Raw genomic sequence first — 19,663 nt, 5'->3', positions numbered from 1 at the left:
TAAGAAGCAAGGGTATTCGTTTGTCGAAAAAAGACCAACTGAACGCGAGAGGAATTGGGGAGGAATCACAGTGGGTGTGACGAACCATGAAAAAATGGAATTATTATTGGAGCAAATTCAGCTCCCAGAAGAATTGAAGACAGCTCATTTTCAAGACAGTTCACTGCAGCAATTGGACATCTATAAATTAGAAAAGAAGTGGCATTTTCACTTTAACATTCAAAAAGCCTTGCCACCCTCTGTCTATCAACTCTTTACTGCGAACTTACAAGAAGCATTTAAAGATATAGCAACGGTGGATTGGACCTTTTATACGGACAGCAAAAAGCTGGCAGAAGATGACGTTTGCGATTACTGGGGGTTATTTATTCAAACACTGGAACAATTGTCCCCAGCGTATAAAGATCTATTGCATGAACAAAAACCGGAAATTGACGGTAATCGCATTATGTTAACCTGTCGGAATGAAGCAGAAAGCGTTGCGGTCAAAAAACGCCTATTGGATCCGTTTTCGCATTACTGTCACAAGCTCGGCCTGCCTGCTTATACCCTTGTGACCCGCGTCAAAGAAGAAAAAGAACAATTACAAAAATTCCAGGAGCAAAGGCAAAAAGAAGATCAGCAGTTTGTTCAGCAGGCTGTAAAAGAACAGGAAGAAAAAGCGAAGCAGAAAGAGGAGCAATCTCATCAGGGACCAATCGAAATAGGGTATCGTATCCAAGAAGACCCTGTTGCGATGGAGGCGATCGAAGAAGAAGAGCGCAGAATGATCATTCAAGGCTACATATTTGAAGTGGACGTAAAAGAGCTCCGTTCCGGAAGGCATTTGCTGTTGATTAAAGCAACGGATTATACGGACTCCTTTTCCATCAAAATGTTTTCCCGAGGTGATGATCACGCTCCGCAGTTCCAGGCCGTCTCTGAGGGGATGTGGATTAAAGCAAGAGGAAGCATCCAAACCGATAACTTCACGAGTGAACTGACGATGATGGCTAATGATATCAATGAAGTGAAGCCCAGAATGCGTATGGATGATGCCAAGGAAGGTGCTAAACGGATTGAGCTTCATGCTCATACGACGATGAGTCAGATGGATGCACCTGTATCTCCTGAGCGTTTAATTGAACGTGCCGGAAAATGGGGGCATGAAGCGATCGCTATTACCGATCATGCCGTCGTTCAGGCTTACCCAGACGCACATGCTGCAGGAGAGAAGCATGGTGTGAAAGTCATATACGGAGTGGAAGCTAATCTCGTCGATGACGGTGTTCCCATTGCGTACGAAGAGCAGGATCGCAACCTCGAGGATGCCGAGTATATTGTATATGACGTTGAAACGACGGGCCTTTCAGCCGTCTATGATAAAATCATCGAATTGGCCGCTGTCAAAATTAAACAGGGAGAAATCATCGACCGCTTCGAGTCGTTTGCCAATCCCCATCATCCGCTATCTCAAACGACGATTGAACTGACCGGGATTACGGATGACATGGTAAAAGATGCACCTGAGATTGGTGATGTCCTGGAGGATTTTAACACGTGGATGGAAGATGGCATTCTTGTTGCCCATAACGCCAGTTTCGATATGGGATTTTTGAATGCAGGTTTTAAACAGATTGGCATCGGAAAAGCGACAAATCCGGTTATTGATACGTTGGAATTAGCCCGTTTTCTCGTACCAGAGTTAAAAAACCATCGCCTCAATACGCTGTGTAAGCACTTTGATATTGAATTGACACAGCACCACCGCGCTATCTATGATGCTGAAGCGACAGGGTATTTACTATGGAAATTGGTTAAGCGTGCGATGGAGCGTGGAATTGATAACCACTTACGCCTCAATGACTACATGGGAGAAGGAAAAGCTTATCAGCGCTCACGTCCTTCTCACTGCACGTTGTTGGCCACAAGTGAACAAGGGTTAAAAAATATTTATAAACTTGTGTCCGAAGCACATGTCAATTATTTTTACCGCGTGCCGAGAATACCGCGATCGAAACTCTCCAAATTAAGAGAAGGCATTCTGATCGGTTCAGGATGTGACAAAGGGGAATTGTTTGAAACCATGATGCAAAAGTCGGCAGAAGAAGCTGAAAAAGTGGCTGGATTCTACGACTACATTGAAATTCAACCCCCGGGGAATTATGCTCATTTATTGGAAAAAGAACTGGTCCAGAGTGAAGCGCAAATCTATGACATTCTGAAAAAATTAGTTCAGCTTGCTGAGAAACTCAATAAGAAAGTCGTGGCTACAGGGAACACCCATTATCTGGATCCTCATGAAAAAAAATATCGGGAAATACTGATTGCTTCCCAGAGCGGCAATCCGTTGAACCGTCAAACCCTGCCTGAGGTCCACTTTAAAACGACCAACGACATGCTGAGCGCTTTCAGCTTTCTGGGTGAGGATACGGCCTACCAAGTGGTGGTGGCGAATCCACATGCTTTAAACGAGAGCATCGACAAAGTCGTTCCTGTCAGTGATGAGCTTTATACGCCAAATATTGAAGGCGCGGATGAAGAAATCCGTAATATGTCTTATCGGAAAGCAGAGTCGCTCTATGGCTCCCCGGTACCCGAACTTGTTTCAGACCGCCTCGAGAAGGAACTGGAGAGTATTATCGGGCATGGGTTTGCTGTCATCTATTTGATTTCTCAAAAGCTGGTAACCAAGTCGCTTGAAGATGGTTATCTGGTAGGATCGCGTGGTTCGGTCGGTTCATCATTTGTGGCCACAATGACCAACATTACAGAGGTTAACCCTCTTCCGCCGCATTATGTTTGTCCATCATGCAAGTATCATGAATTTTTCAATGATGGCTCTGTCGGCAGTGGGTTCGATCTTCCCGAAAAGGATTGTCCGAAATGTGGGGAAGCATTCAATAAAGATGGCCAGGATATTCCGTTTGAAACCTTCCTCGGGTTCAAAGGTGATAAAGTTCCCGATATCGATTTGAACTTTTCCGGCGAATATCAGCCAATCGCGCACAATTATACAAAAGAGTTATTTGGCGAAGAAAAAGTGTTCCGTGCAGGAACGATCGGCACAGTCGCTGAAAAAACGGCATACGGATTTGTGAAAGGATATGCTGGGGATCATCAACTTCAGTACAAAAACGCAGAGGTCGATCGGCTGGTTCAAGGCTGCACCGGAGTAAAACGCACCACTGGACAGCACCCCGGCGGGATTATCGTTGTACCTGATGATAAGGAAATATATGATTTTTCTCCGATTCAATTTCCGGCTGATGATACGAAATCGGATTGGAAAACGACGCACTTTGACTTTCATTCTATCCATGATAACTTATTAAAACTTGATATTCTCGGTCATGATGATCCAACGGTGATCAGAATGTTGCAAGATTTAAGTGGCATTGATCAAAAAGAAATTCCGGTGGATGACCCCGAAGTCATGAAAATATTCAGCGGTCCCGAGGCGCTCGGCGTCACACCTGAGCAAATCATGTGTAAAACCGGTACGCTCGGTGTCCCTGAATTCGGCACGCGTTTCGTTAGACAGATGCTCGAAGACACCAAACCTAAAACATTTGCAGAACTTGTGATCATCTCTGGATTGTCCCACGGCACAGATGTCTGGCTTGGTAACGCGGAACAGCTGATCAATGATGGTATATGCACATTACCGGAAGTGATTGGTTGCCGGGATGACATCATGGTGTACTTACTCCATCGAGGTTTGGAACCGGCTTTGGCGTTTAAAATCATGGAATTTGTCCGAAAAGGGCGCGGCCTTCAGGATGATTGGATTGCAGAGATGAAAAATCACGGCGTGCCGGATTGGTATATTGAATCGTGTAAAAAGATTAAGTACATGTTCCCTAAGGCCCACGCTGCTGCCTATGTCTTAATGGCTGTACGGATTGCCTATTTCAAAGTGCATTACCCGATTTATTTTTACGCGGCATACTTTACAGTAAGAGCCAGTGATTTTGAACTAGAGACCATGGTCGAGGGATCTGATGCCATTCGAAACCGCATCGTTGAGATTCAAGGGAAAGGTTTGGATGCACCTCCGAAAGAAAAAAGCCTGCTTACTGTACTCGAATTAAGTTTGGAAATGTGTGAACGTGGGTATGCTTTTCAACGAGTTGATTTGTACCGTTCGACGGCATCTGAATTTGTAGTGGATGGAAATTCCCTTATTCCGCCGTTTAACGCTGTGGATGGACTTGGCACTAACGCTGCTATTAACATTGAGAATGTGCGGCAAGACGGAGAATTTCTCTCCAAGCAGGATTTAAGAGAACGCAGTCGGATTTCCAAAACCGTGTTAGAGTATTTGGATCATCATGGCTGCCTCGAAGGGATGCCTGATGAGAACCAGCTTTCCTTGTTCTAGTGCCAGATTGAAGCTTTGTTGCAATAATAAGGCAACTATGGTATATTCTCTATGGTGAGATAATTGATACGTGACGTGCGAAAGAGTGGGGCAACCCACTCTTTCGTCTTATCTCTAGCATTAATTCTACATGTTTCAACCACGATTACGCGGGGAATTTTTGACCAGTCACGCACTACATTCATTGTAGTGCGGTATTTATGTCCGTTACTTATTTTCGTCTTGTGCGATGAATGATAGAATATGCCAATTTATGAAATACTATGGAAAAAGGAGGGATGGATATGAGCCAAGAAGTCATTAAAGTCACGGAAGATCTGGCACGGCCAATACTAGAAGATATGAATCTCGAACTTGTAGAGGTCGAGTACAAACATGAAGGGAAAAATTGGTATCTTCGTGTTTACGTTGACAAACCCGGCGGAGTAGATATCGAAGAATGCGGCCGTGTTTCTGAACAATTAAGTGAGAAGTTAGACGAACACGACCCGATCAACTTCCCTTACTTTCTTGAAGTATCCTCTCCTGGAGCTGAGAGACCATTGAAAAAACCAGAAGATTTCTTAAGCCATATTGGAGAACATGTGTATATCAAACTGTATGAGCACATTGATGGAGAAAAAGAATTTGAAGGTGACCTCGTATCATTTGAAAATAATACGGCTACCATTGAATTTAAAATCAAAACAAAAACGAAGCAAATCGAAGTGCCCTATGATAAAATTGCCAAAGCCCGATTGGCCGTTACGTTTAACTAAAGGGGGAAAAAACGGTGAGCAGTGAACTATTTGATGCCATGAATTATCTTGAAAAAGAAAAAGGCATTGACAAAGGCTTATTATTGGAAGCATTAGAAGCAGCCTTGATTTCAGCATACAAAAAGAATTTCAACTCTGCGACGAATGTGCGCGTAGATATCAACGAAGATTCAGGCAGTATGCATGTGTATGCTAGAAAAGTGATTGTTGAAGAAGTGATGGATGAAAACCAAGAGATTTCGTTGGAGGAAGCAAAGCAAATCAATCCGAATTACGAGCTTGAAGATGTAATTGAAGTTGAAGTGACGCCGATGGATTTTGGGCGTATCGCTGCACAAGCTGCTAAACAGGTCGTGACCCAGCGTGTTCGTGAAGCTGAACGAGGTGTGATTTACGGCGAATATGTGGATCGTGAAGAAGATGTCATGACGGGAATCATCCAACGTATGGATCCACGGTTCATCTATGTTAATCTCGGTAAAATTGAAGCTAGACTGCCAGAGGGCGAACAGATGCCGACAGAAACGTATAATGTCCATGATCGGTTGAAAGTATTTGTCACGAAGGTGGAAAATACGAATAAAGGTCCTCATATTTACGTCTCCAGAACCCATCCCGGCTTATTGAAACGCTTGTTTGAAATGGAAGTACCGGAAATCTTTGATGGAACAGTTGAAATCAGATCTGTCGCACGTGAAGCTGGTGACCGTTCTAAAATCTCTGTGCACGCACCTGATCCGGAAATCGATCCGGTCGGCTCTTGCGTTGGACAGCGCGGACAGAGGGTCCAGGCCATCGTGGATGAGTTGAAAGGTGAAAAGATTGATATCGTTCAATGGTCAGAAGACCCTGTGGTGTACGTATCGAATGCCCTTAGCCCGTCCAAAGTCGTTGAAGTACTCGTGGATGAAGAAGATAAGGCAACAACAGTGGTCGTACCTGACTATCAGTTGTCCCTTGCGATTGGCAAGCGTGGGCAAAATGCCAGATTAGCAGCAAAATTGACTGGCTGGAAAATTGATATTAAGAGTGAATCAGAGGCAAGAGAAGAAGGATTATTATCTGAAGATGACGATGAAGAAGTAGCTTATTCTGATCTCGAAGAAGATTGATTTGAATAAGGAGGGTTACAGATGGCACGCACCAAAAAGACACCGTTGCGTAAATGTGTCGCCACGAGGGAAATGAAGCCGAAGCAGCAATTGATTCGAATCGTAAAGAATCAAGACGGTGACGTATTTGTCGATGAAACCGGGAAAAAGAATGGCAGGGGGGCTTATCTCTCCAAGGATCGGAGTGTCATCGATATGGCAGAAGATCAAGACATTTTGAGTCGCCATTTGAATACGAAAGTTGGTTCTGAGATTTATGACCAGCTGAAACAGATAGTTGAAGAATAACCATGACATCTTCCTATTTGAGTTTAATAGGACTTGCTTTTCGTGCAGGCAAGTGTTCCCTGGGTGAAGACGCAATCCTAAATGATATCAAGAATAAACGCGCGAAACTGGTAGTCATTGCGAATGATACTGGTTTCCGCACTGCTAAAAAGCTGAAAGATAAATGCAGCTTTTATGCCATACCCTGTTACGAAGTGGCGGATCGCGAGACGCTATCAGCTTCTATCGGAAAAACAGGGAGAGTCGCGATCGCAATTCTGGATAAAGGATTTGCGACAAAATTGCAATCGTTGCTCGATGAATAAATTCGGGGGTGACAATATGAGTAAGATGCGCGTATATGAATATGCCAAACAAAATAGCTTGTCCAGTAAACAAGTTCTCAATAAACTGAATGAAATGAACGTGTCGGTCTCCAACCACATGGCGACCATCTCAGAGGACACGAAAGGGAAGCTTGACGGAGCGTTTAAACCGTCAGCTGAACAAAAAGGAAACAATACGCAGCAAAATGGGGCAGCTCAACAAAACTCAAACCAATCAGGCGCCCAATCCCAGCAGAAAAATAGCAAGAAACCACAAGGAAACGCCAATAAATCTAATCCGCAAAAGAAAAATCAAAACCGCAATCAAAATCAAAAGAATCAACCGAACAAAAAGGGTGGAAAAGGTGGCAAAAACCAGCAGAAATCCGCTCAAACTCCGGAGAAAATCACGTATACTGACAGCCTTACAGTGGCTCAACTTGCTGAAAAGCTGAATAAGGAGCCGGCTGAAATTATTAAAAAGCTGATGTTCCTAGGTGTTATGGCGACCAAAAATCAGGATTTGGATAAAGAATCCATCGAATTGATTGCTGAGGAATTCAACGTAAAAGTTGAAGAAGAAGAGATCGTCGATGAAACGGATCTTGCAAATATGGCGGCTGAAGATGATCCGGCTAAACTGAAAGAACGTCCGGCTGTTGTCACCATTATGGGGCACGTGGACCACGGTAAGACAACGTTGCTTGATTCCATCCGTGATACAAAGGTGACAGAGGGAGAAGCAGGTGGCATCACGCAGCATATTGGCGCTTATCAAGTGGAAGAAAACGGTAAAAAAGTGACTTTCCTTGACACACCGGGTCACGCAGCGTTCACAAGCATGAGATCCCGCGGGGCACAAGTAACCGATATTGCTATTTTAGTTGTTGCTGCTGATGACGGTGTCATGCCGCAAACACAGGAAGCAATCAGCCATGCTAAAGCCGCAGGCGTACCGATTATTGTTGCCGTCAATAAAATGGATAAAGAGGGTGCAAATCCTGATCGCGTCATGCAAGAGTTGATGGAGTATGAATTGGTACCGGAGGCATACGGGGGCGATACGATATTTGTCCATATGTCAGCCGTAAAGCACGAGGGTATCGATGAATTGATTGAGATGATTCTGCTTGTTTCTGAAATGGAAGAATTACAAGCTAACCCTGATCGAAAAGCCTACGGCACGGTAATTGAGGCTCAATTGGATAAAGGCCGCGGCCCAGTCGCAACGCTGCTGGTCCAAAATGGTACCCTGAATGTAGGGGATCCGATTGTCGTTGGGAGTGCGTTTGGGCGCGTGCGTGCTATGGTTAACGAATTAGGAAAGCGTGTTAAATCGGCTGCACCTTCAATGCCTGTTGAGATTACCGGCTTGAACAATGTGCCTCAGGCAGGGGATCGTTTCCTTGCGTTCGAAGATGAAAAGAAAGCCAGATCGATTGGTGAAGCACGTCAGCAGAAGCATATTGAAGCTAGACGCAGTGACAATTCAAAAGTTAGCCTGGATGATTTATTCGATCAAATTAAACAAGGCGATATCAAAGAAATCAATCTGATCGTGAAAGCTGATGTCCAAGGTTCAGTAGAAGCATTAGCCTCATCCTTGCAGAAAATTGAGGTAGAGGGCGCTAAAGTTAAGATTATTCATACCGGCGTCGGTGGCATCACTGAATCGGATGTTTCTCTAGCTTCAGCTTCGAATGCCATCATTATCGGGTTCAATGTACGTCCGGATGGGAATGCTAAAAAAGCAGCAGAATCTGAAAAAGTAGAAATTCGCCTTCATCGGATCATTTATAAAGTGATGGAAGAAATTGAAGCAGCGATGAAGGGTATGCTGGATCCGGAATACGAAGAAAAGACAATCGGGCAAGCTGAAGTACGCGAAATATTCAAGGTTTCCAAAATCGGTACAATTGCCGGATCATATGTCACAGATGGCAAAATTACACGTAATTCCAGTATCAGAGTGATCAGGGATGGTGTCGTCTTATTCGAAGGGGAACTGGATTCCTTGAAGCGTTATAAAGATGATACGAAAGAGGTTCAGCAAGGATATGAATGTGGTATTACCGTGAAGAATTTCAATGATATCAAGGAAGGCGACATCATTGAAGCATTTGTCATGGAGGAAATTGAACGGACATGATTTTTGCTGCGGAAGTTGAGGCCATCATTTATGAGGCTCAATCCTTAAAGGATAAACGGTCTGTTGTAAAACGAATCAAGGCCAGGATTCAAAATGACCATAACGTAGCCGTAAGCGAATTGGATTTTCAAAACTTATGGCAGCGGACCCTTTTGGGGATCGTGACCATTTCAAATGATAGCGTCCGTGCCGAGCAAGCGATCATGCAAACACTTGAATTGATTGATTCGTTTCCGGAAATCGAGCGGACACGGACCGATTTTGAATGGTATTAACGGTAGGGTTATATAAAGAGGTGAATCATAATGAATGATATGCGTGCCAATAGAGTTGGCGAACAAATGAAAAAAGAGCTCAGCGATATCATCAGCAAAAAAATTAAAGATCCCCGTATTGGATTTGTGACGGTCACGGATGTAAAGGTGACGGGCGACCTCCAACAAGCTAAAGTCTTTATATCGGTCTTAGGCGATGATAAGCAAAAGCAGGATACACTCGTAGGCCTTGCCAAGGCAAAAGGGTTTATCCGATCTGAAATAGGGCAGCGAATTCGCTTGCGTAAAACACCTGAGATTACGTTTGAATTTGATGAAGCCATTGAACATGGGAATCGTATTGAAACCATTATCAAGGATTTGAATGAGTCCGATAACGAATAATGTAAATCCGTGCAGCCTTCGTAACTGCACGGATTCCTCATGTTCATGTTTTTAAGTTGAGGAAACAGAGGTGAACAACGTGAATGGAATTTTGCCGTTATGGAAGCCAAGAGGAATGACGTCACATGATTGTGTGGCAAAAGCCCGGAGGCTGTTGCATACTAAAAAGATAGGGCATACCGGGACTTTGGATCCGGAAGTCGAAGGTGTTCTGCCTTTGTGCATTGGCCGGGCAACGAAAATTGTTCCTTATTTGACCGAAACAAAAAAGACGTATGAGGCAGAAGTGACCCTGGGCCAATCGACCGAAACTGAAGATAGCTATGGCCAAGTTGTTGAGGAAGTGACGATCGACAGCATCCCTTCACGTGATCAACTATTAGAAAGTTTAAGAACATTTACAGGTCATATCGAACAAGTACCGCCGATGTATTCTGCTGTGAAAGTAAAGGGCAGAAAACTTTATGAATACGCGCGGGCTGGTGAAACAGTAGAGCGGCCTGTTCGACAAGCAAGCATATATGCAATTGACTTGTTGAGTGATCCTGTCAGGAAATCAGACGGACAAATCACATTCTCCTTTCGAGTTATATGCTCAAAGGGTACATATATTCGAACACTATGTGTAGCAATTGGGCAAGATATTGGATTTCCGGCCCATATGTCTGATTTAGTTCGAACCCAAACAGGGAATATAGCGAAAGAAGACTGCTATCATTTTGATCAGTTAGCCGAGATGATTGATAATCAATCACCCAGTCAATTTCTTCTCCCTTTAATGAGGGGGATTGGACACCTTGACACATGGGAAGTCGATGCGGCTACCAAAGAGATGGTCGCACATGGACGGGTGCTTTCAGCTCCTGATCGGCCATTCAGAACGGAAGAATTCGTCATATGTTATCGCCAGGAAGCCGTAGCTATTTATATGCCCCATCCCGAAAAGGCAGGAAAAATTAAGCCCGTGCGTGTTTTTTGAGGTCTTCTCCTCTTGGTTTGATTAATGGTTATAAAAGTAGGTGAACAAGTTGAAAGTAATTGAATTATCCTATCCTCATAACTTTGATAAGCTACAGTTTGAAGAGAATGTCACGGCTGTCGGTTTTTTTGATGGTGTTCACAAAGGCCACCAGCATGTGATTCAATCCGCGATTTCTATAGCTAAGGAGAGGGGAATGAAGAGTGCTGTCATGACATTTTCGCCCCATCCTTCTGTTGTGCTAAGTAAAGATGAAGGCCACGTACACTACATCACCCCGATAGAAGAAAAGCGACAGATTCTTGCTGAGATGGGGGTTGATTATCTGTGGGTTGTCAAATTTGATGAAGCGTTGGCCCAACTTAGTCCTCAACACTTTGTTGATCATTTCTTTCTGGACTTAAATATGAAGCATGTGGTGGCGGGATTTGATTTTAGTTTTGGTCATAAAGGGAAAGGGCGCATGGACGATTTACCAGAGTATGCCAGTGGCGCTATTAGCCACACCGTGATATCGCAAGTGTCTGAGGATGATGAGAAGATCAGTTCAACGCGAATCAGGGCGTTGCTCGATAACGGTGACGTCCAGAAAGCCTCCGAACTTTTGGGACGCTTGTATACAGTAACCGGCCAAGTAATTGAGGGTGAGAAACGGGGGAGGACCATCGGTTTTCCTACCGCTAATATCAAAATTGCAGAGCATTACTATTTACCTAAAGTCGGCGTTTATGCGGTTGAGGTAAATGTAAATGGACGATGGTTGAAAGGCATGGCGAACTTCGGCTATAAGCCTACATTTCATGATGATATGGAAAAGCCGCTTTTAGAAGTCCATATCTTTGACTTTGACCAGACGGTATATGGAAAAACAATGGCGGTCAGATGGCACAGGTTTATTCGCGAAGAACGAAAATTTGCGGGAATCGATGACCTACTCAGCCATTTGTATCAAGATGAAAAAGACGTCAGAGAATTTTTTGTTCAGCAAGAAAGCTGACTCTTGCATTTTGCGTGCAAAAATTGTACCCTTAATTACGGAACCTTCGCTTGGCTGCTCGTAACTCCGACGTCAGCTAGGGGAATGGGAATTCAATAAGTTATAGGAGGTGTAGACGGATGGCTATCACACAAGATCGCAAGAACGAAATCATTAATGAGTATAAAACTCATGAAAATGATACAGGTTCTGCAGAAGTGCAAATTGCTGTCCTGACGGAACAGATTGTGAAATTGAATGAGCATTTACGTGTTCATAAACAAGATCACCATTCCCGTCGCGGATTGTTAAAAATGGTAGGTAAGCGCCGTAATTTACTGAGCTACCTGCGTAATAAAGACATTACGCGTTACCGTGAGCTTATTAAAAGTCTTGGCTTGCGTCGATAATGCATTGACAAAAAAGCGGGAGTATTCCCGCTTTTTCTGTATGCATAAATACATAAGAGTGTAAACTGACAATTACATTCTTGGTGTTTATTAACATGATTTTGAGAGGAGTCCTAGTCAGTATGACAGAGGAAAAACAAGTATTTTCAATAGAAATCGGGGGGCGTGAGCTTTCTGTCGAGGTAGGCGAATTTGCGAAGCAGGCGAATGGTGCTTGTATGATTCGTTATGGTGATACATCTGTATTGTCGACGGCAACCGGCTCAAAAGAACCGAAAGATTTGCCGTTCTTCCCGTTAACTGTCAATTACGAAGAACGCCTATACGCGGTTGGTAAAATCCCTGGCGGGTTCATTAAGCGTGAGGGGCGTCCTAGTGAAAAAGCCACGCTTGCTTCCCGTTTAATCGACCGGCCCATTCGTCCTATGTTTCCGGATGGCTATCGAAACGACGTGCAAGTAATTGGAACCGTGATGAGTGTGGATCAGGATTGTTCTTCAGAGATGGCGGCTATGCTCGGCTCATCGCTGGCTTTAAGTATCTCTGATATACCATTTGCAGGTCCGATTGCCGGGGTAGTTGTGGGCCGTGTTGATGGAGAATTCATCATTAACCCGACTATTGAGCAACAGGAAAAAAGCGATATTGAATTAACGGTGGCGGGAACTAAAGATGCAGTCAATATGGTCGAAGCTGGAGCAGAAGAGGTGCCAGAAGAGGACATGCTTGAAGGCATCATGTTTGGCCATGAAGAAATCAAACGACTCGTTTCGTTCCAGGAAGAGATCGCAGCAGCTGTCGGAAAAGAAAAAATGCATGTAGAGCTTTTCACGTTAGAGCAGGAATTGAAGGAAAAGGTAGAAGCTGAAGCAACAACCTCTTTAGTAGCGGCCATCCAAACCGAAGACAAAAAGTTGCGTGAGGAAGCCATCGACAATGCCAAAAATGTCATAGTCGAATCCTATGAAGAGATGGAAGCTGATGATGAAACCATCAAGCAAGTAAAATCTATATTGGATGACATCGTCAAAACAGAAGTAAGGCGGTTGATTACTAAAGAAAAAGTCCGTCCTGATGGCAGGAAACCAGATGAAATTCGTCACTTGTCCTCAAGAGTCGGAGTTTTGCCTCGCACGCATGGTTCTGGTCTATTCACCAGAGGTCAAACGCAAGCTTTAAGCATCTGTACCTTAGGTGCATTGGGCGACGTACAAATTCTGGATGGGCTTGACTTAGAAGAATCGAAACGCTTTATGCACCATTACAATTTCCCGCATTTCTCAGTGGGTGAAACAGGACCTATTCGGGGACCAGGACGCAGAGAAATCGGTCATGGAGCATTAGGGGAACGCGCTTTGGAACAAGTCATTCCTTCTGAAAATGATTTCCCTTACACGATTCGTCTTGTGTCTGAAGTATTAGAATCTAATGGCTCGACTTCCCAGGCAAGTATTTGTGCCAGTACCTTGGCGATGATGGATGCAGGGGTGCCGATTAAAGCACCGGTCGCTGGAATTGCCATGGGTCTTGTGAAATCTGGTGACGACTATACGGTTTTATCCGACATTCAAGGCATGGAAGATTTTCTAGGCGATATGGATTTCAAAGTAGCTGGTACAGCCCAGGGCGTAACGGCACTGCAAATGGATATCAAAATCGAAGGCTTATCCCGAAATATTCTGGAAGACGCTTTATCACAAGCGAAAAAAGGCCGCATGCATATTCTTGACCATATGCTTTCGACAATGCCGGAAACACGTTCTCGATTATCTCAGCATGCTCCAAAAATCATGAAGATGAAAATAAGTGCAGATAAAATCAGAGATGTGATCGGGCCGAGCGGAAAACAAATCAATCAAATCATCGAGGATACGGGTGTGAAAATTGATATTGAGCAGGACGGAACCGTGTTTATTTCTTCCACGAATGAAGAGATGAACTTATCCGCCAAGAAGATTATTGAGGATATTGTCCGTGAAGTAGAAGTCGGCGAAGTTTATGAAGGAAAAGTGAAACGGATAGAGAAATTCGGTGCCTTCGTAGAATTGTTTAAAGGTAAAGAAGGGCTTGTTCATATTTCTGAAATGGCCGAGGAACGCATCGGAAAAGTTGAGGATATCGTTTCAATCGGAGATGCCATTAAAGTTAAAGTGAAAGAAATCGATAATCAAGGTCGTGTCAACTTATCACGTAAAGCAATCTTGGTTGAAGAAAAGCAAGAAAAAGCAAAACAAGAACAAGAGCATCAATAATTGAGGAAGAAGCTGGTTTGCCAGTTTCTTTTTTTATGGCCTTATACAGGCTTAATGGATGTAGGGTTGTGTGAGCTTCATGCTCAGTGATAAGGGTTAATAAGCGGTTCCCGGTACTTTTTAGCCCCGGCTAAACCTGCTCTCCTGGACAGCGCGGTTCTGAAATACGTGTTGCAATCATATAATGGACAAGAGAGAGGGGGGCTTTAATGAACCTTAATCTATCGCGCGTCATGATTGGTGTGATCTGTCTTGTAGTGCTTGGGACAGGCTTGTGGGTGACATTTATCGCCCGAGAAGCCGTGACAGCCAGTGACACGGAGGATCCGCTCTATCTAACCATCAAATCAAAGAGCAAAACGTATAATCGAGCTCCTGAGAATGCATACATTGACCCTGTATGGAAAAAAACCCCCGGACGTTACGGTAGAAAAGTGGATATCAACAAGTCATTTCGCAATATGGAAGACAAAGGAAAGTTCCAAAAGAACCTACTCGTTTATGACTGGGTCAAACCAGATGTAACATTGAAAGATCTTGCAGCTGCTCCGATTTATCGCGGGCATCCGGAAAAAGAAATGGTCTCGTTGTTGATTAACGTAACGTGGGGCCAGGAATTTGTGCCAGATCTATTAAAAATTTTAAAAGCCAAAAATGTCTCGGCAACTTTTTTTGTCGATGGGAAGTTTGCTGAAGAACAAGCTGAACTTGTCCAAATTATGGCAGAAGAAGGACATGTGGTTGGCAGCCATGGCTATAACCATCAAGATATGTCTGATCTCTCCGCGTCTGAGGCGAAAAGACTGCTTTTGAAAACCAATGATATCCTGTACGCTTTAACAGATGAAAAAATCACCTGGTTCGCCCCACCGTCAGGCAGCTATGACCAACAAACAGTTGAAATTGCAGACGAGATACAGATGGAAACAATATTATGGACAGTGGACACGGTAGATTGGAAAAAACCGACACGCGATGTCCTGATCAAACGGGTAATGGATAACATCCATCCTGGCGCCACTATATTAATGCATCCCACACAGGTTATCGTTGATAGCCTTGAAGCATTAATTGACCAGCTGCAGGACGATTACCAAATTGGCAACATCGAAACGTTATTGCAAGAGAATCATTAAGAGAGGATGTTGTTTATGCGTTTTAAACAATTAGCTGAAAAGGAAGTCGTGGATGTAACAAGTGGCAGCAAACTTGGGATGTTAGGGCAAGCTGATTTAGAAATCAACCCTGAAACAGGCGAAGTGGAAACCTTGATCATCCCGGCCTACAAGTGGATGGGGATGAAAGCGACACAAGAAGGCTATCACATTAGGTGGCAAGACATTGTCACCATCGGATCGGATATGATTCTCATTCAACATACCAGCACAGAATCCAATGGTTAAAGCAGCCTAACCCCACACAAAGGGTTAGGCTGCTTTTTTTTTAATGCTTTTCAACTCACTAACTGTTGTGAGCGTCATATGATACATAGAGATTGTAAGTATATCGTGGCAAAGGAGTAATCAAGGATGCTGACTGGTTACCACATAGCAGTACTTGGAGGAGATGCTAGACAGATTGAAATCATACGCAAGCTGAATGAGTGGGATGCCACAGTTTATTTGGCAGGGTTTGATCAATTGAATTACAGCTTTACTGAAACCGTTCATTTTGAAATGGATGAGGAAATAGTGCAGAACCTTGACGCCGTCTTATTGCCAGTTTCTGGTACAGATGATCAAGGTTATATTGATGGCGTTTTCGCAAAAGAGAAGATCTTAATTGATGCAGATTGGCTAAAACGGACCCCTGAACATTGCAGAGTGTTCACAGGGATTTCGAACGACTATCTCAATGGCATATGTAAAGAGGCTGGTCGGGAACTGATCCCCTTAATGGATCGGGATGATATCGCCATTTATAATTCTGTACCAACGGTTGAAGGGGCCTTGATGATGGTCATTCAACATACGGACTTTACGATTCACGCATCAAACATCATTATTTTAGGGTTAGGCCGTGTCGGAATGACCGCGGCACGTACGTTTAGTGCTATGGGAGCGACTATTTTTGTCGGGGTTAGGAAATCAGCTGACTATGCAAGAATTTCAGAAATGGGACTGTCACCTTTTTACTTAACAGAATTAGCCGACCATACAGGAACATGTGATGTGTTAATCAATACAATTCCAGTCAGAGTGGTCACTGCAGAAGTGATTCAGCAGATGCCATCCCATGCTTTTATATTGGATTTAGCTTCCAAGCCGGGCGGTACGGATTTCCGTTACGCAGAAAAACGGGGGATCAAGGCGTTATTGGCACCAGGTTTACCGGGTATCGTTGCGCCAAAATCAGCAGGACGCATTTTGGCTTCAGTCGTATTGCAATTACTATTGGAAAGTAAAAGAAAGGATGATGAGCAATGAAGAGATTAGAGGGAAAAACAATTGGATTTGGATTTACCGGCTCTCATTGTACGTATCATGAGGTGTTTCCTGAACTTCAAAAACTGGTGGATATGGGAGCGGATGTCATTCCTGTCATTTCAAGCACCGTAAAATCGACGGATACACGATTCGGCGAAGCCATTGCCCATGTGAATAAAATTGAAGAAATTACAGGAAAGAAAGTAATTTCCACGATTCCTGACGCAGAACCATTAGGTCCAAAGACCCCAGTCGATTGTATGGTCATCGCTCCGATGACAGGGAATTCTACCAGCAAACTGGCTAACGCATTAACGGATTCGCCTGTATTAATGGCAGCCAAAGCAACACTGCGAAACCGCAAACCTGTCGTCTTAGCGATTTCCACCAATGATGCACTCGGTTTGAATGGTGTAAACATTATGAAGCTTATGACGGCTAAGCACATTTACTTTGTGCCATACGGTCAGGATAATCCTTATAAGAAGCCGACTTCACTCGTTTCCGATATGAGTCTGATTTCTGAGACCGTCCTTGCTGCCTTAAAGGGAGAACAGAAACAACCTGTATTAATTGAACGTTATTCGGAATAAATAGACATTTTCATACCAGATGTGTCAGCATATATGATAAACTAGTAAAATAGTGAAATTTGCAAAAAAAATAGAAAGGGGAATTTCCGTATGAGTGAAACAAACCAATTTAATGTAGCCATCGTTGGAGCAACAGGAGCGGTCGGTCAGAAAATGATCGAAACACTTGAAGACCGCAATTTTCCAATTAATGAATTAAAACTACTTTCTTCCAGTCGTTCAGCTGGGAAAAAGGTGACGTATAAAAATAAAACGTATACCCTTGAAGAAGCAAAACCTGAAAGTTTTGATGGAGTAGACATCACGCTCTTCTCTGCCGGGGGTTCCATTTCCAAACAATTAGCACCTGAAGCCGTTAAACGTGGAGCCGTTGTGATCGACAATACAAGTGCGTACCGTATGGATGAACAGGTGCCGCTTGTGGTGCCTGAAGTCAATGAAGCAGCCATTGAACATCATAATGGAATTATCGCAAATCCTAACTGTTCGACCATTCAAATGGTGGCCGCCCTTGAGCCGATCAAACAAGCTTTTGGCTTGAAGCGTGTGATTGTCTCTACGTATCAGGCTGTATCCGGTGCCGGTACGATTGCCAATGATGAACTACGTGAACAGTCACAAGCGTTCCTGGACGGAGAGGACATGAAAGCTGAAATTTTACCTGTTAAAGGCGATGAGCATCACTACCCCATCGCATTTAATGCGCTGCCACAAATTGACGTATTCCAGGAAAACGGGTATACATTCGAAGAAATGAAAATGATTAACGAAACGAAGAAAATAATGAGTGCTCCTGAATTACCGGTAGCGGCAACATGTGTACGCCTGCCGATTTTCACGTCCCATGCTGAAAGTGTGTACGTGGAAATTGAAAAAGATGGCACGTCAGTAGAAGAACTTAAACAAGCTCTATCATCAGCACCTGGGATTGTTTTGGAAGATGATCCATCAAACCAAGCCTATCCCACACCTCTTAATGCGGCTGGAAAACGGGATGTTTTTGTCGGTCGTATACGTAAAGACTTGGACGATAACCTTGGCTTTCATCTATGGGTGGTCTCTGATAACCTATTAAAGGGAGCTGCATGGAACTCTGTGCAGATTGCTGAACGATTGATTGCCAACAAATGGATATAATTTCAATTAAGAGGTGTCTTTATAATGAACGTATTGGTACAGAAATTCGGTGGAACATCAGTCAGAGATGCTGACAGCCGAAGCAAAGCAATTGAGCATATTAAATCAGCATTACAAGAAGGCTATAAAGTGGTGGTGACGGTATCAGCAATGGGACGTGAGGGGGATGCGTACGCAACGGATACCCTTCTCAGTCTCATCGATTTTCCATCATCCCATAACTCAAAACGCGAGCAGGATTTGTTGATGTCTTGCGGTGAAACGATATCCTCTGTTGTATTTTCAAATGAACTTAAACAATCAGGGGTCTCTGCCCTAAGTTTGACCGGGGCTCAAGCAGGATTTGTGACCACAGATGATTTTACAAAAGCGAAAATACTGCGCATGGACCCATCCCGCATACTCGAGGAATTTAAAACCCATGATGTTGTCGTGGTCGCAGGTTTTCAGGGCCGTTCTGAATCCGGGGAAATCACCACGATTGGCCGCGGGGGAAGTGACACCACGGCTGCTGCGCTTGGTGCCGCACTTCAAGCGGAGTATATTGATATATTTACGGATGTCGATGGCATTATGACAGCGGATCCGAGGTTAGTGGAATCAGCGAGAGCTTTAAAAGTTGTGACCTATAATGAAATTTGCAATCTTGCTTACCAGGGAGCGAAAGTGATTCATCCTCGTGCTGTTGAAATCGCCATGCATGCTAAAGTGCCCATTCGTGTGCGTTCAACTTATTCTCCTGAGTTGGGTACGTTGGTTGCAGCTTCGCGTGAAGGTGAAGCCGGAAAGGATATTTCTGATCGCAACGTAACGGGAATCGCTCACATGGCGGATATCACGCAAATCCGGGTGCAATCTAAAGAAGACCCATCGATTCTGCAGTCAGAAGTGTTCAAATCAATGGCAGAAGCCGGCATCTCAGTCGACTTCATTAACATTTCGCCGAGCGGTGTCATTTATACGATCGAAGAAGTGTATACAGAACAGGCTATCGAAATATTAAAGGAACGCGGGTACGAACCGGAAGTCACAACAAATTGTGCGAAAGTTTCGACAGTAGGTGCAGGAATAACTGGGGTTCCAGGTGTTACGTCCAAAATTGTGCAGACGTTAACAGAAGAAGGCGTTCAAATCCTGCAATCTGCCGACTCGCATACAACCATTTGGGTTTTGGTTCGTGAACAGGATCTTGTGACGGCTGTCAATGCCTTGCATAATATATTCCATCTGAATCTTGAATCGTGAAGAAGGAGTGA

General features: G+C 44.0%; 18 protein-coding genes. All 18 read left to right on the top strand.

Going from position 1 to position 19,663, the window contains the following annotated elements; translation table 11 throughout:
• Positions 1-70: 70 nt before the first annotated feature.
• The 18 genes from HOP45_RS08085 (at position 71) to dapG (ending at position 19,652) form a co-directional block, all read left to right on the top strand.
• A complete protein-coding gene (locus HOP45_RS08085) occupies positions 71-4,363 on the top strand; it encodes a PolC-type DNA polymerase III (RefSeq protein WP_181348689.1) in 4,293 nt (1,430 codons plus the stop codon).
• A gap of 284 nt (positions 4,364-4,647) precedes the next feature.
• Positions 4,648-5,121, top strand: coding sequence for a ribosome maturation factor RimP (gene rimP / locus HOP45_RS08080; protein WP_181348686.1), 474 nt, complete (start codon positions 4,648-4,650; stop codon positions 5,119-5,121).
• A gap of 14 nt (positions 5,122-5,135) precedes the next feature.
• Positions 5,136-6,233, top strand: coding sequence for a transcription termination factor NusA (gene nusA, locus HOP45_RS08075; protein WP_181348684.1), 1,098 nt, complete (start codon positions 5,136-5,138; stop codon positions 6,231-6,233).
• Positions 6,234-6,254: 21 nt separating this feature from the next.
• Positions 6,255-6,521, top strand: coding sequence for an RNase P modulator RnpM (gene rnpM, locus HOP45_RS08070; protein ID WP_181348683.1), 267 nt, complete (start codon positions 6,255-6,257; stop codon positions 6,519-6,521).
• 2 nt (positions 6,522-6,523) lie between these two features.
• On the top strand, positions 6,524-6,826 hold the full coding sequence (locus tag HOP45_RS08065; RefSeq protein ID WP_181348681.1) for a L7Ae/L30e/S12e/Gadd45 family ribosomal protein: 303 nt from the start codon (positions 6,524-6,526) through the stop codon (positions 6,824-6,826).
• A 16-nt stretch (positions 6,827-6,842) separates the two neighbouring features.
• Positions 6,843-8,975, top strand: coding sequence for a translation initiation factor IF-2 (gene infB / locus HOP45_RS08060; RefSeq protein WP_181348679.1), 2,133 nt, complete (start codon positions 6,843-6,845; stop codon positions 8,973-8,975).
• A complete protein-coding gene (locus HOP45_RS08055) occupies positions 8,972-9,250 on the top strand; it encodes a DUF503 domain-containing protein (protein ID WP_181348678.1) in 279 nt (92 codons plus the stop codon). The genes infB and HOP45_RS08055 overlap by 4 nt, the downstream gene beginning before the upstream one ends.
• A gap of 30 nt (positions 9,251-9,280) precedes the next feature.
• Complete coding sequence (rbfA, locus tag HOP45_RS08050; RefSeq protein WP_181348676.1) at positions 9,281-9,634, top strand: 30S ribosome-binding factor RbfA; 354 nt, start codon at positions 9,281-9,283, stop codon at positions 9,632-9,634.
• Positions 9,635-9,704: 70 nt separating this feature from the next.
• Entirely contained in the window at positions 9,705-10,613 is a 909-nt protein-coding gene (gene truB / locus HOP45_RS08045) for a tRNA pseudouridine(55) synthase TruB (RefSeq protein ID WP_370457981.1), read from the top strand.
• 49 nt (positions 10,614-10,662) lie between these two features.
• Complete coding sequence (locus tag HOP45_RS08040) at positions 10,663-11,610, top strand: bifunctional riboflavin kinase/FAD synthetase (RefSeq protein ID WP_181348674.1); 948 nt, start codon at positions 10,663-10,665, stop codon at positions 11,608-11,610.
• A 119-nt stretch (positions 11,611-11,729) separates the two neighbouring features.
• Positions 11,730-11,999: a 30S ribosomal protein S15 gene (gene rpsO, locus HOP45_RS08035; RefSeq protein ID WP_181348673.1), complete on the top strand. Its 270-nt coding sequence runs from the start codon at positions 11,730-11,732 to the stop codon at positions 11,997-11,999.
• Positions 12,000-12,121: 122 nt separating this feature from the next.
• On the top strand, positions 12,122-14,251 hold the full coding sequence (pnp, locus tag HOP45_RS08030) for a polyribonucleotide nucleotidyltransferase (protein WP_181348671.1): 2,130 nt from the start codon (positions 12,122-12,124) through the stop codon (positions 14,249-14,251).
• Positions 14,252-14,460: 209 nt separating this feature from the next.
• Positions 14,461-15,387 (top strand): polysaccharide deacetylase family protein, encoded by a 927-nt coding sequence (locus HOP45_RS08025; protein WP_181348669.1) that lies wholly within the window; start codon positions 14,461-14,463, stop codon positions 15,385-15,387.
• Positions 15,388-15,402: 15 nt separating this feature from the next.
• A complete protein-coding gene (locus tag HOP45_RS08020) occupies positions 15,403-15,654 on the top strand; it encodes a YlmC/YmxH family sporulation protein (RefSeq protein ID WP_181348667.1) in 252 nt (83 codons plus the stop codon).
• 126 nt (positions 15,655-15,780) lie between these two features.
• A complete protein-coding gene (dpaA, locus tag HOP45_RS08015) occupies positions 15,781-16,677 on the top strand; it encodes a dipicolinic acid synthetase subunit A (RefSeq protein ID WP_181348665.1) in 897 nt (298 codons plus the stop codon).
• Positions 16,674-17,270 (top strand): dipicolinate synthase subunit B, encoded by a 597-nt coding sequence (locus HOP45_RS08010; protein ID WP_181348663.1) that lies wholly within the window; start codon positions 16,674-16,676, stop codon positions 17,268-17,270. Before dpaA ends, HOP45_RS08010 begins: the two co-directional genes overlap by 4 nt.
• A gap of 90 nt (positions 17,271-17,360) precedes the next feature.
• Positions 17,361-18,407 carry an aspartate-semialdehyde dehydrogenase gene (gene asd, locus HOP45_RS08005; RefSeq protein WP_181348661.1) on the top strand — a complete coding sequence of 349 codons (1,047 nt, stop codon included), beginning with the start codon at positions 17,361-17,363 and terminating at the stop codon, positions 18,405-18,407.
• 24 nt (positions 18,408-18,431) lie between these two features.
• Positions 18,432-19,652: an aspartate kinase gene (gene dapG, locus HOP45_RS08000; RefSeq protein ID WP_181348659.1), complete on the top strand. Its 1,221-nt coding sequence runs from the start codon at positions 18,432-18,434 to the stop codon at positions 19,650-19,652.
• The last annotated feature ends 11 nt before the right edge of the window (positions 19,653-19,663 follow it).

This window comes from Thalassobacillus sp. CUG 92003 (genome assembly GCF_013618635.1).
In the GTDB taxonomy this organism is placed as follows: Bacteria; Bacillota; Bacilli; order Bacillales; family Halobacillaceae; genus CUG-92003.
This window is presented reverse-complemented; position numbering and strand designations above follow the sequence as displayed.